Source organism: Methylorubrum rhodinum, from assembly GCF_014199935.1.
GTDB classification, from domain to species: Bacteria; Pseudomonadota; Alphaproteobacteria; order Rhizobiales; family Beijerinckiaceae; genus Methylobacterium; species Methylobacterium rhodinum.
The window spans coordinates 385,824-398,751 of the sequence record NZ_JACHOP010000002.1 but is presented as its reverse complement, the minus strand read 5'-3'; the positions used below and the strand labels follow the sequence as shown (position 1 = coordinate 398,751).

At 69.3% G+C, this 12,928-nt stretch carries 8 protein-coding genes; 5 read left to right on the top strand and 3 right to left on the bottom strand.

Features of this window, described 5'->3' with window-relative positions; genetic code table 11:
- Positions 1–91: 91 nt before the first annotated feature.
- The 4 genes from lepA to HNR00_RS04060 all read left to right on the top strand — a co-directional run bounded on the left by lepA (position 92) and on the right by HNR00_RS04060 (position 8,467).
- On the top strand, positions 92–1,897 hold the full coding sequence (lepA, locus tag HNR00_RS04075; RefSeq protein ID WP_183565284.1) for a translation elongation factor 4: 1,806 nt from the start codon (positions 92–94) through the stop codon (positions 1,895–1,897).
- A 263-nt stretch (positions 1,898–2,160) separates the two neighbouring features.
- A complete protein-coding gene (locus HNR00_RS04070) occupies positions 2,161–3,618 on the top strand; it encodes a carbohydrate porin (protein ID WP_183565281.1) in 1,458 nt (485 codons plus the stop codon).
- A 225-nt stretch (positions 3,619–3,843) separates the two neighbouring features.
- Positions 3,844–5,118: an efflux RND transporter periplasmic adaptor subunit gene (locus HNR00_RS04065; RefSeq protein WP_183565278.1), complete on the top strand. Its 1,275-nt coding sequence runs from the start codon at positions 3,844–3,846 to the stop codon at positions 5,116–5,118.
- A 187-nt stretch (positions 5,119–5,305) separates the two neighbouring features.
- A complete protein-coding gene (locus HNR00_RS04060; RefSeq protein ID WP_183565275.1) occupies positions 5,306–8,467 on the top strand; it encodes an efflux RND transporter permease subunit in 3,162 nt (1,053 codons plus the stop codon).
- A gap of 31 nt (positions 8,468–8,498) precedes the next feature.
- Here HNR00_RS04060 and HNR00_RS04055 read toward each other — a convergent pair whose 3' ends face one another.
- The 3 genes from HNR00_RS04055 to HNR00_RS04045 form a co-directional block, all read right to left on the bottom strand.
- Positions 8,499–8,906, bottom strand: a complete 408-nt coding sequence (locus HNR00_RS04055) for a type II toxin-antitoxin system HicB family antitoxin (RefSeq protein ID WP_183565272.1) — start codon at positions 8,904–8,906, stop codon at positions 8,499–8,501.
- Positions 8,907–8,916: 10 nt separating this feature from the next.
- Positions 8,917–9,111: a type II toxin-antitoxin system HicA family toxin gene (locus tag HNR00_RS04050; protein ID WP_183565270.1), complete on the bottom strand. Its 195-nt coding sequence runs from the start codon at positions 9,109–9,111 to the stop codon at positions 8,917–8,919.
- A 70-nt stretch (positions 9,112–9,181) separates the two neighbouring features.
- Complete coding sequence (locus HNR00_RS04045) at positions 9,182–10,168, bottom strand: LacI family DNA-binding transcriptional regulator (RefSeq protein ID WP_183565267.1); 987 nt, start codon at positions 10,166–10,168, stop codon at positions 9,182–9,184.
- Between the two features lie 195 nt (positions 10,169–10,363).
- Here HNR00_RS04045 and ptsP point away from each other — a divergent pair, with 195 nt between their 5' ends.
- A complete protein-coding gene (gene ptsP / locus HNR00_RS04040; RefSeq protein ID WP_183565264.1) occupies positions 10,364–12,925 on the top strand; it encodes a phosphoenolpyruvate--protein phosphotransferase in 2,562 nt (853 codons plus the stop codon).
- Positions 12,926–12,928: the final 3 nt, after the last annotated feature.

Sequence of the window (12,928 nt, the reverse complement as noted above, 5' to 3'; positions counted from 1 at the left end):
TCGCCGCTGCTATCTCCCCCGCTGCCATTTCCCGACAGCCCTGCCGTGCGCCGCGCGAGCCCCGCTGAGCCGCGCCGTGCCGGAGACCCCGATGACCGCCTCGCCCATCGACAACATCCGCAACTTCTCCATCGTCGCGCATATCGACCACGGCAAGTCGACGCTCGCCGACCGGCTGATCCAGACGACCGGCACCGTGGCGCTGCGCGACATGAGCGAGCAGATGCTCGACTCGATGGACATCGAGAAGGAGCGCGGCATCACCATCAAGGCGCAGACCGTGCGCCTCGAATACCGGGCCGAGGACGGCAAGGACTACATCCTCAACCTGATGGACACGCCCGGCCACGTCGACTTCGCCTACGAGGTGTCCCGGAGTCTCGCGGCCTGCGAGGGCTCGCTCCTCGTGGTCGATGCCTCGCAGGGCGTCGAGGCCCAGACGCTCGCCAACGTCTATCAGGCGTTGGATGCCAACCACGAGATCGTGCCGGTCCTCAACAAGGTCGATCTGCCGGCCGCCGAGCCCGACCGGGTCAAGGAGCAGATCGAGGAGGTGATCGGCCTCGACGCCTCGCAGGCCGTGCCGATCTCGGCCAAGACCGGGCTGAACATCGAGGCGGTGCTGGAGGCGATCGTCACCCGCCTGCCCCCGCCCAAGGGCGACCGCGCCGCCCCGCTGAAGGCGCTCCTGGTCGACAGCTGGTACGACGTCTATCTCGGCGTCGTCGTGCTCGTGCGCATCATCGACGGCGTGCTCAAGAAGGGCATGACGATCCGCATGATGGGGGCCGACGCCGCCTACGGCGTCGACCGCATCGGCGTGTTCCGCCCAAAAATGTCCGACATCGGCGAACTCGGCCCCGGCGAGGTCGGCTTCCTCACGGGCTCGATCAAGGAGGTGGCCGATACCCGCGTCGGCGACACCATCACCGAGGACAAGCGCCAGACCACGCAGATGTTGCCGGGCTTCAAGGAGGTCCAGGCGGTCGTCTTCTGCGGCCTCTTTCCCGTGGATGCCGCCGACTTCGAGTCCCTGCGCGGCGCCATGGGCAAGCTCCGGCTCAACGACGCGTCGTTCTCCTACGAGATGGAGACGTCCGCCGCGCTGGGCTTCGGCTTCCGCTGCGGTTTTTTGGGACTTCTCCACCTCGAGATCATTCAGGAGCGGCTCGAGCGCGAGTTCAACCTCGACCTGATCTCGACGGCCCCGTCCGTGGTCTACCGCTTAGCGATGCGCGACGGCGAGCTGAAGGAGCTGCACAACCCCGCCGACATGCCCGATCCGATGAAGATCGAGACGGTCGAGGAGCCCTGGATCCGCGCTACCATCCTCACGCCCGACGAGTATCTCGGCGGCGTGTTGAAGCTGTGCCAGGACCGCCGCGGCGTCCAGATCGACCTCAACTACGTCGGCAAGCGCGCCATGGTCGTCTACGACCTGCCGCTCAACGAGGTCGTGTTCGATTTCTACGACCGCCTGAAGTCGATCTCGAAGGGCTATGCGAGCTTCGACTACCACGTCTCCGACTACCGCGAGGGCGACCTCGTGAAGATGTCGATCCTGGTCAACGCCGAGCCGGTCGACGCCCTCTCGATGCTGGTCCACCGCACCCGCGCCGAGAGCCGCGGCCGGGCCATGTGCGAAAAACTCAAGGACCTGATCCCGCGCCACCTGTTCCAGATCCCGGTCCAGGCAGCCATCGGCGGCAAGATCATCGCCCGCGAGACCATCCGGGCGCTGTCCAAGGACGTGACCGCCAAGTGCTACGGCGGCGACATCTCGCGCAAGCGCAAGCTTCTGGACAAGCAGAAGGAAGGCAAGAAGCGCATGCGCCAGTTCGGGCGGGTGGAGATCCCGCAGGAGGCGTTCATTGCGGCGCTGAAGATGGACGATTGAGCCACCGTCATTCCGGGGCGCCGAAGGCGAACCCGGAATCCACGACTGGCCGCGACGTATTGTTCAGCGTCGCATCACGGGTGGTTTCCGGGTTCCGCTGCGCGGCCCCGGAATGACGGGCGTTGAGGAACTCGGAACGGCATCGCAGTCGGAAGACGCTTCGCATAACCGACCTTGGGTGTCCGCCTCCTGCCTATAGCGACTGGCAGCCCCGGCCCGCACCCCGTACAACAAAGCGTCGCCCTCCTCGCGAGGCCTCGCCCGTGTTCCGAAGCCCGGCCCCTGCCCTCCTCATCGCCGTGCTCACCGTCGGTCCGGCGGCCGCGCAGCCCACCGGCAAGCCCGTCTTCGAAGGCGCGGGCGGCGACCCGCGCATCTCCGTCTCCCAGCCGGAATCGACCAGCCAGGCCTCGGGCGGCTACGTGCGCTCGATCGAGCCCTCGCTCGGGCCCTTCGGCGATCCGCTGGGCCTGCGCCCCGTCCTGAAAGAGAAGGGCATCGAGTACAGCCTCACCTATGTCGGCGAGACGCTCGGCAACGCCTTCGGCGGCATCCGGCAAGGCGCGATCGTGCAGGACCGGCTGAACCTGCGGCTCAACCTCGATCTGCAAAAGCTCGTCGGCTGGGACGGGGCGACGGTGCATGCCAACGCCTACTTCATCCACGGCACCGGCCTGTCGCGCTACTATGTCGGCAACCTCTTGACCACGAGCGTGATCGAGGCGCTGCCGTCCTCGCGGCTCTACGTGCTGTGGCTCGACCAGCAGCTGTTCGACGGCAAGCTCGGCATTCGCATCGGCCAGCAGGCCGCCGACACCGAGTTCTTCGTCAGCCAGACCGCGACCCTGTTCGTGAATTCGACCTTCGGCTGGCCGGTCATCACCGGGCTCGACCTGCCGAGCGGCGGGCCGGCCTATCCGCTGGCCGCGCCCGCGATCCGGGCCAAATACGTGCCGGGCAACGGGTTCTCGCTCCAGGCAGGGCTCTACGACGGCGATCCGGCCGGGGCAAACCGGCCCGGACAGGACCCGGAGGCGCAGCGCTTGAACCGCACCGGCACCAATTTCCGCCTGCGCGACCCGGCGCTGATCGTGGCCGAGGCGACCTACGCCTACAACACGGACGACAACGCCAAGGGCCTGCCCGGCGATATCACGCTCGGCGGCTGGCAGCATTTCGGCCGCTTCGATTCGTTGCGCTTCGACGACACCGGCCTGCCGCTCGCCGACCCGCGCTCGACCGGCATCGGCCGCCGCCTGCGGGGCAATGCCGGGCTCTACGCGATCTGGGACCAGACGCTCTATCGCGAGACCGGCAAGGACGACGAGGGTTTGGGCTTCTTCGTCCGCGCGGCCTACTCGCCGACCCGCTCCAGCCTGATCGCGGCCTATGTCGATACCGGCTTGGCCTACAAGGGTCTGTTTCCGGGCCGCGACGACGACACGGTCGGGATCAGCCTCGGCCACGCCCGCCTCTCGGACGACGCCCGCCGGGCCGACACGGATATGGTCGTCTACTCGGGCATGCCGATGCCGCGGCGGCGGGCCGAGACCGTGATCGAGGCGACCTATCAGGCGGTGGTGGTGCCGGGCTTCACCCTGCAGCCGGACGTGCAGCTGATCCTCCATCCGGGCGGCGGCATCGCCAACCCGCGCGACCCGCAAGCGGGCCGCCTGCGCAACGCCGGAGTGTTCGGCTTGCGCGCCACGGTTCAATACTGATCGACGGACGCCGCGGAGGGCTCGACATCGACCGGTGCGCGGGCCCCCGATGCGGCGCTTTATTCATCACGGTGCTTCATCGGCCAGGATCGCGTCACGCCTCTGTCAAGTCGCCACGGTAACGGCGCAATTTAAGAGCTTCGGTCGCGCACAACCGAAGGGCCGAGCGAATCGGCCGCGCCGACGGTTCGGCGCGAGGCGGGGTCAGCCGGGAAACATGGGTCGATGAGCGGATCGCATGGGGACGAGAACCTGCCGCCGGAGAGCCTGACCCCCAGGCGGATGGGCTGGCCCGCGCAGATCGCCATCGCGCTCGTTCTGTGCGCCGGCGCGGGAGCGGCGGTCTGGTACGGCCGGCCGAAGGAGGTCGATGCCGCGGTGCCGACGCCCGCCGCCGTCACGGCCTCGGCCAAGCCCGACGGGCGCTTCGTGCTGAACCCGAGCCAGCTCGCCACCGTCACCACCGCCCCGGTCGAGCAGCGCCTGTTCTTCGAGGACATCGCCACCGAGGGCAAGATCGGCGTCGACGAGTACCGGGCGACCCCCGTTTTCTCGCCCTATCCGGGCCGGGTCATCACCATCTTCGCCCGCTCCGGCGAGCGCGTGCGCCAGGGCGACAAGCTGTTCTCGCTCCAGGCCAACGAGATGGTCCAGGCGCAGAACGACTATCTCGCCGCGCTCAACGTGCTCAACAAGGCCCGCTCGCAGCTCTCCTACGCCACCAACAACGAGAAGCGCCTGCGCGACCTCTACGAGTCGCGCGTCACGACCCTGCGCGAGTTGCAGACCGTGCAGAACGACCTCGCCACGGCGCAGAACGACGCCAAGACCGCGGAAGTCGGTCTGGAGGCGGTGCGCAACCGCCTGCGCATCCTGGGGCTCCGCGACGACGACATGATGGCGCTCCAGACCAAGGGCGCGATCAACCCCGAGACGACGATCAACGCGCCTTTGTCCGGCACCATCATCTCTCGCAAGATCGGCCCCGGCCAGTACGTCAACACCGGCGGCTCGGAGCCGTCCTACATCATCGGCGACCTGTCGAAGGTCTGGATCATCGCGCAGCTGCGCGAGACCGACGCGGCCAAGGTCGATCTCGGCGAGCGCATCCGCTTCAAGGTTCTGGCCTACCCGAACCAGACGTTCGAGAGCCGGATCAACTTCATCTCGTCCTCGGTCGATCCGACCAGCCGGCGCATCTACATGCGCGCCGAGGTGGACAACTCGAAGGGCCTGCTGAAGCCCGAGATGTATGCCAGCGTCCACATCATCAACGAGCGCGAGACCGTCTCCCGCGCGATCCCGCGCCATTCGGTGATCTTCGAGGGCGACAAGGCCCGCGTCTGGGTGCTGAAGCCCGACAACGCGGTCGAGAGCCGCGCGATCAAGACCGGCCTCGTCGACGGCAGCGACATCGAGGTGACCGACGGGCTCACGGTCGGCGAGCGGGTGATCGCACGCGGCGCGCTGTTCATCGACGGGATGGTCGATCCGGGCTGACGGCCCGGACACGAAGGGACGATCCGCGGCCGCGCGAGCGGCCCCACGGCGCGAAGCCGTCTAGCGGAGCGAAAGCCCAAGGGGAATCGGCGTCCGCGGAGGCGGCCGTCGGCGACTGAGGCCGAAACGAAAAGACCGCCCGACCTCGCGACGCGAGGCTCGGGCATAAGGTTTGGAAACCAACGGCATGAACGGCATCGTCACCCTGGCGCTCCGGCAGCGCCCCCTCGTGGTCCTGTTCTTCCTGCTGTTCGTGGTGGGGGGCGTCGCCGCCTTCCAGAAGCTCAACATCGAGGCCTATCCCGATCCGACGCCGCCGCTGGTCGATGTCGTGACCCAGACCGACGGCCTCTCGGCCGAGGAGATGGAGCGCTACGTCACGATCCCGATCGAGCTGATCACCTCGGGCATGCCCAACCTCAAGCAGGTGCGCACGATCTCGCTCTACGGCCTGTCCGACGTGAAGCTCCAGTTCGGCTTCGAGTTCGACTATCTCCAGGCCGAGCAGCAGGTGCTGAACCGCCTGCAGCAGCTCGATCCGCTGCCCGCGGGCGCCAAGCCGACCATCTCGCCGATGAGCCCGATCGGCGAAATCTTCCGCTACAAGCTCACGGCACCGCCGGGATACAGCGTGCTCGACCTGCGCACGCTGCAGGAATGGACGCTCAAGAAGCGCTTCCGCACGGTGCCGGGCGTCATCGACGCCATCGGCTGGGGCGGCAAGACCAAGACCATCGAGATGTCGGTCGATCTGGACCGGCTGATGGCCTACGGGCTGACGCTCTCGGGCGTGGTGAAGACCCTCAACGACAGCAACCTCAACGTCGGCGGCAATCGGGTGGCCATCGGCGGCCAGTCGGCGGTGGTGCGCGCGGTCGGCCTCATCCGCGACATCGAGGACATCAACGGCACGGTGCTGGCCCAGGTCGGTGGCGCGCCGGTGCTGGTCAAGGACGTCGCCACCGTCACCATCGGCCACCAGCCGCGGCTCGGCATCGCCGGCATGAACGACGAGGACGACATCGTCCAGGGCATCGTCCTGATGCGCCGCGGCGAGAAGAGCACCCCGTCGATCGAGGCCGTGAAGGCGGAGGTCGCCGAGATCGAGGCGGCGGGCCTGCTGCCGCCGGGCGTCAAGATCGAGCGCATCTACGACCGCGCCGACCTGATCGCGGTGACCACCCACACCGTGCTGCACAACATGGTGGTCGGCATCCTGCTGATCCTGGCGATCCAGTGGCTGTTCCTCGGCAACCTGCGCTCGGCGCTGATCGTCGTCGCCACCATCCCCTTCGCCCTGTTCTTCGCCGTCATCATCCTCGTGGCGCGCGACGAATCGGCCAACCTCCTCTCGGTCGGCGCGCTCGATTTCGGCCTCATCGTCGACGGCACCGTCATCATGGTCGAGGCGATCTTCCGGCGGCTGTCGGGCCACGGCATTCCCGGCTATCCCCCGGCGGGGCTCGACGCGAAGGACGGGCGCATCGCGCTGGCCGCCGGCGACGTGTCGCGCTCGATCTTCTTTGCCGCCGCGATCATCGTGACGGGCTTCCTGCCGCTGTTCACGCTGACCGGCGTCGAGGGCCACATCTTCGGGCCGATGGCGACGACCTACGCCTACGCGCTGCTCGGCGGCCTCATCGCCACCTTCACGGTCACGCCCGCGCTCGCCTCCTACCTGCTGCCGGCCCACGTGAAGGAGACCGAGACGCTGCTCGTGCGCGTGCTCGACCGGCTCTACCGCCCGGCGGTGCGCGCCGCGCTCGGCGCCCGGCTCGTCACGGTGGCGGTCGTGGCGCTGATCACGGTGGGCGTCGGCGTCGCCGCCCGCAATCTCGGCACCGAGTTCCTGCCCAAGCTCGAGGAGGGCAACCTCTGGGTCCGCGCAACCATGCCGGCGACGATCTCGCTGCGCGAGAGCAACGGCTACGTCAACGAGATGCGCAAGATCATCGCCGGCATCCCGGAGGTCGAGCGCGTCGTCTCCCAGCACGGGCGCCCCGACGACGGCACGGATGCCGCGGGCTTCTTCAACGCCGAGTTCTTCGCGCCGATGAAGCCGATGGAGCAGTGGCGCCCCGGCGTCGACAAGGACAAGCTCACCGAGGAGATGCTGCAAAAGCTCCAGACGTCCTTCCCCGGCGTCGACTTCAACCTGTCGCAATACCTTCAGGACAACGTCGCCGAGGCGGTCTCAGGGATCAAGGGCGAGAACTCGTTCAAGGTGTTCGGCACCGACCTGAAGAAGCTCACCGAGACGGCCAAGCAGATCGAGAAGGTGCTCGCGACGATCCACGGCGTCGAGGATCTGGCGGTGTTCAAGTCGCTGGGCCAGCCGACCATCGAGATCGACGTGGACCGGGTGCGCGCCGCCCGCTACGGCCTGACGCCGGGCGACATCAACACCACGGTCCGCACCGCCATCGGCGGCGACGCCGCGGGCGACCTGTACGATCCGGGCTCCGAGCGGCACTACCCGATCGTCGTGCGCCTCGCGCCGCAATACCGCACGAGCATCGAGGCGATCGCCAACCTGCGCATCGCCGGGCAGAACCCGAACGGCGGCGCGCCGATCCAGTTTCCCCTGAGCGCGGTGGCGAGCGTGCAGCTCGTCTCCGGCCCGGCCTACATCTACCGCGAGGGCCAGGAGCGCTACCTGCCGGTGAAGTTCTCGGTGCGCGGGCGCGATCTCGGCAGCACCATCGAGGAGGCGCAACGCCGCGTCGCGGCCGAGGTGCCGCTGCCGCAGGGCTACCGGCTGGAGTTGGTCGGCGAGTTCAACAACATGAAGGGCGCCATCGCCCGCCTCTCGGTCACCGTGCCGGTGGCGATCGGGCTGATCGCGATCCTGCTGTTCATGAACTTCTCCTCCGTGATCGATTCGCTGCTCGCGCTCAGCGTGATCCCGATGGCGATGGCCGGCGGCATCGTCGCGCTCTCGGTTACCGGCACCTCGTTCTCCGTCTCGGCGGCGATCGGCTTCATCGCGCTCTTGGGCATCGCGGTGATGGACGGCATCATCGTGCTCACCCACTACAACGGCCTCGTCGCGGCGGGCGTCGAGCGAACACCCGCGATGCTGCGCACCTGCTACACGCAGATGCGCCCCGTGGTGATGACCTGCGTGGTCGCCGGCGTCGGCCTCCTGCCCGCGGCCTTCTCGCAGGGTGTGGGCTCGCAGGTGCAGAAGCCGCTGGCCCTGGTGGTGGTCGGCGGCATGTGCCTCGCCCCTCTGCTGATCCTGCTGGTGCTGCCGGTGCTGATCCTGACCTTTTCGCGCCGCCAGCCGGGGCGGCCGGTTGCGGCGGAGGGCGCGCCGACGCCAGCGCCCGCGCCGGCTTCGGCGTAGTGAGGCCAGAGGAGGAACGGCGGACGGCGTCTCAGCCCTCCGCCAGCACCTTGTCGCGCGCGGCCGAGACGAGGAACGCGCTGCGGGTGAGCCCGCGCTTGCCCGCCGCCTCGTCGATCATGGCAAGCGCCGCGGCGTCGAGCGAGAGGTTGACCCGTACGGCGCGCCCGGCGTCGAGGAACAGCGGCACGCTCGCCATCACGGCGCCCTCGACCGCCTCGGCCTCCTCCGGATCGGCCAGGATCGCGTCGGCGGAACGGGCATCGGGCGGTGAAACGCCGGCCGCAATGCGGTCGGCCATCCATTCGCGTAAGGCATCCGCTCCGTTGCTCAAAGCCTCGTCCACGGTGTCGCCCATGGCGGTGCAGCCGGGGCAATCGGGAAAGGCGACGCCGTAGGCGCCCGCCTCCCCGTCGATCAGCGCAATATAGCGGGCCATCGCTCCCTCCTCAGAGCCAACCGGCAGCCTTGGCGATGTTGCGGGCGACACCCGGCGACAGGACGCGGTGGCGCGGCACCATGATCTTGATGCCGGGCTTGGCGGCATGCGCGAATTTCTCGTGCTTGGTGCCGCCCTCGCTCACCCAGCCCTCCGCCATCAGGCGGTCGATGATCGCCCTGAAGCTGGTCTCGACCTTCGGCATGGCAATTCCGTGTGTATTTAAATCTACACGCTTGATGTCGGTGCGCAATCCACCGGATCGGCCGCGCCTCTCAAGCAACCCGCCGCGTCGAACCCCGCAGCACCGTCCGCCCGCTCAGCACCACCTTCCTCACCGGCTGGTCCGGGCTCTCGATGCGTTCGAACAGCAGGCGCATCGCCTGGGCGCCGATCTCGGCGACCGGTTGCTCGATCACGGTGAGGCCGGGCTCGACCAGATCGGTCCAGGGCTCGTTGTCGAAGCCGGCGAGCGCGAGGTCGCGGGGCACGCCGAGGCCGAGCGTGCGGGCGGCGCGCACCGCGCCCATCAGGATCAGGCCGTTCGACAGGATCAGCGCCTCCGGCCGATCCGGCTGCCCGAGCCAGCGGGCGGATTCGGCTTCAGCGGCAGCGGCGTTCGGGGCGACCGAACGGATGAGCGGCGCGAGGCCGTGGCGGGCCATCGCCGCCTCGTAGCCGGCCTGCCGCTCGCGGGCGGTGGAACTGGTCGAGCCGAACAGGCCGCCGATGCGGGAGAACCCCTGTGCCGCCAAGTGATCCACCAGCGCAGCGGCCGCGGCGACGTTGTCGAGCACGACGCTGTCGTGCGCGCCGGGCAGGCCGGAGCGGTCGATGAACACGGTGGGGAAGGCGAGGCTGTCGGCGGTCAGCGCGTCGGCGGTCGTCTTGGTGGGCGCGAAGATCACCCCGGTGACGCGCTCCTCCTCCATCAGGCGGAGATACAAAGCCTCGCGGGCCGGGTCCTCGTCGGTGTTGCACAGGATCACCCGCAGGCCCGCGGCGTAGGCCGCATCCTCCACCGCGCGGCTGACGGCGGTGAAGAACGGGTTGCGGATGTCGGCCACGATCAGGCCGATCGTCTGCGCCGCCTTGGAGCGCAGGCGCCGGGCCGAGAGGTTCGGCCGGTAGCCGGTGGCGCGCACCGCCGCCTCGACCTGCTCGCGCACCGCGTCGCTCACCGGGCCACGGCCCAGCGCGCGCGACACCGTCGCCGTCGAGACGCCCGCCGCACGGGCCACGTCGCGGATGCCGACACTCATCGGGCGGGAAACGTTTTCAGCTGCATGCAGCCTCTTGTGCCAGGGGCCGGCACCCTCAGCAAGCCGGCTACCTGCACTTTTTTGCCGGGTACGCTTGACGCGACTTGTGAAAACGTTTTCATTGAGCACAACAACGCCGACGACCCAAGAATCGATCTGATCGGTCGGTCGGCGCGCCAGGGAGGAGAGCACGCCATGCTCGCACCAACGCCGAACTTCTCCGCGCCCCACACCGGCCCGCGGCTGCTTGTGCGCCTGAATGCGGCGCCCGCCGACAAGGAGGCCGCGATCCGCGAGGCCGCCTCGCTGCTGACGGCCGCCGGCTGCATCGACGCCGACTACGGGGCGAGCATGCTGAAGCGCGAGGGCGTGTCGAACACCTATCTCGGCCACGGCGTCGTCATCCCGCACGGCATGGTCGACGACCGCCATCTGGTGCGCGAGAGCGGGCTGGCTGTGCTGCAGGTGCCCGGCGGCATCGCGTGGCACGACGGGCAGATCGCCCATCTCGTCGTCGCCATCGCGGCGCAATCCGACACCCACATCACCGTGTTGCGCCGCCTCACCCGCCTGATCCAGGACGAGGGCCGGCTGGAGCGCCTGCGCTCCACCGCGAGCGACGCGGAGATCGCGCGGGCCCTCACCGAGGATTCGGCGGCCCCCGCCAGCACCGGCACGGCCAACGACCTGCGCCAGCGCTTCGACTGGACCGTCGATTATCCGACCGGCCTGCATGCGCGGCCCGCCTCGCACTGGGTCGAGACGGCGCGCTCCTGCCCGGCCCGCATCCAGGTCCGCCACGGCGGCGAGGTGGCGGATGCCAAGAATTTGATCGCGCTGTTGCAGCTCGGCCTGCGCTGCGGCGACGAGGTGACGATCTCGGCCGAGGGCGACGACGAGGCCGCTTCACTCGCAAAAATCTGCGCCGCGGTGACGGGGCTGAGCGCCGGCGAGAAGGCCGCCGCGCAACGCGCCGCAGAGGCCGCGGCCAAGGCCGCCGGACCGGTGGCGGGCTGGAACCCCGCCGACAAGCCGCGGACCATGGCCGGCATCGGCGCGAGCCCCGGCCTCACCATCGGCCCGGTCCACGTGCTGGCCGCCGCCGAGGTGGTGGTGCCGGACGAGCCCGAGCCCCTGACCTCGGGCGCCGACCGCCTGCACCGGGCGCTCGCGGCCACCGGCGACCAGCTCCGGGCGCTGGCCGACGACACCGCCCGCCGCCTCGGCAAGGCCGATGCCGGCATCTTCAAGGCGCAAGGGGAACTCATCGCCGACACAGATCTGATCACGCTCGCCTGCCAGCTCATGGTCGAGGGCCACGGCGTGGCCTACGCCTGGAACGCCGCCGTCGAGCGGATGGCGGGCCAGCTCTCGGCGCTCGGCAATCCGGTGCTCGCCGCCCGCGCCGCGGATCTCCGCGATGTCGGCCGCCGGGTGCTGGCGCAGATCGACCCGGCGCTCAAGAGCGGCCACGACCTGCCGGATGTGCCCTGCATCCTGATCGCCCCCGACCTCGCCCCCTCGGACACCGCCGGGCTCGACCCGGCCCGCGTCATCGGGCTCGCCACCGCGCAGGGCGGCCCGACCTCACACACCGCGATCCTGGCGCGCACGCTCGGCATCCCGGCCATGGTCGCGGGCGGCCCCGGCCTGCTGGCACTAGAGAACCACACCCGCGCGATCCTCGACGGCACCACGGGCCGCCTCTACCTCGATCCCAGCGAGGCCGACATCGCCTCGGCCGAGAGCTGGCGCGCTCGGCAGCGGGAACAGGCCGAGATCGAGGCGCGGGAGCGGGCGAAACCCGCCGAGACCCGCGACGGCCACCGCATCGCCATCGGCGGCAACGTCAACAATCCGGAGCAGGTGCCGCTCGCCCTCGACCAGGGCGCCGAGGGCGTCGGCCTGATGCGCACCGAGTTCCTGTTTCTGGAGCGCGGCGACACGCCGAGCGAGGACGACCAGTACGCGACCTACTCGGCGATGCTGAAGGCGCTCGCCGGGCGCCCGCTGATCGTGCGGACGCTCGACATCGGCGGCGACAAGCAGGTCGCCCACCTGCACCTGCCGAAAGAGGAAAACCCCTTCCTCGGCGTGCGCGGCGCCCGCCTGCTGCTGCGCCGCCCCGACCTGATGGAGCCGCAGCTGCGCGCCCTCTACCGCGCGGCCAAGGACCATATTCCGGCCGATGCCCCCAAGGGCAAGGAAGCTCCGCTCTCGATCATGATGCCGATGATCACCTCGGTGCCGGAGGTGATCCGCCTGCGCGAAATCTGCGAGCAGATTCGAAAAGAGATCGGCGCGCCGGAGGTGCCGCTCGGCATCATGATCGAGGTGCCGGCCGCCGCGATCCAGGCCGATGCGATGGCCCGCCACTGCGACTTCTTCTCGATCGGCACCAACGACCTGACGCAATACGCGCTCGCCATCGACCGCCAGAACACCGACCTCGCGCCGGAAACCGATTCGCTCCATCCGGCGGTCCTGCGGCTCATCCACATGACCTGCGAGGGCGCGGCGCGCCACAACCGCTTCGTCGGCGTCTGCGGCGGCATCGCGGGCGATCCGTTCGGGGCCTGCCTGCTCGCGGGCCTCGGGGTCGACGAACTGTCGATGACGCCCCGCGACTTGCCCGGCGTGAAGGCGCGGCTGCGCGCCTCCGACATGGCCGAGTTGAAGGCCCTGGCGCTGCGCGCCTGCGAGCAGGAGGACGCGGCGTCCGTCCGCGCCCTCGACACCCATGCGACCGGAGCCTGAGCG

Excerpts from the sequence above, each read along its gene's own strand:
- HNR00_RS04045 (WP_183565267.1), bottom strand. The coding sequence starts at position 10,168 with ATGAGTGTCGGCATCCGCGACGTGGCCCGTGCGGCGGGCGTCTCGACG.
- HNR00_RS04055 (WP_183565272.1), bottom strand. The coding sequence starts at position 8,906 with ATGGCCCGCTATATTGCGCTGATCGACGGGGAGGCGGGCGCCTACGGC.
- HNR00_RS04060 (WP_183565275.1), top strand. The coding sequence starts at position 5,306 with ATGAACGGCATCGTCACCCTGGCGCTCCGGCAGCGCCCCCTCGTGGTC.
- HNR00_RS04050 (WP_183565270.1), bottom strand. The coding sequence starts at position 9,111 with ATGCCGAAGGTCGAGACCAGCTTCAGGGCGATCATCGACCGCCTGATG.
- lepA (WP_183565284.1), top strand. The coding sequence starts at position 92 with ATGACCGCCTCGCCCATCGACAACATCCGCAACTTCTCCATCGTCGCG.
- HNR00_RS04065 (WP_183565278.1), top strand. The coding sequence starts at position 3,844 with ATGAGCGGATCGCATGGGGACGAGAACCTGCCGCCGGAGAGCCTGACC.
- ptsP (WP_183565264.1), top strand. The coding sequence starts at position 10,364 with ATGCTCGCACCAACGCCGAACTTCTCCGCGCCCCACACCGGCCCGCGG.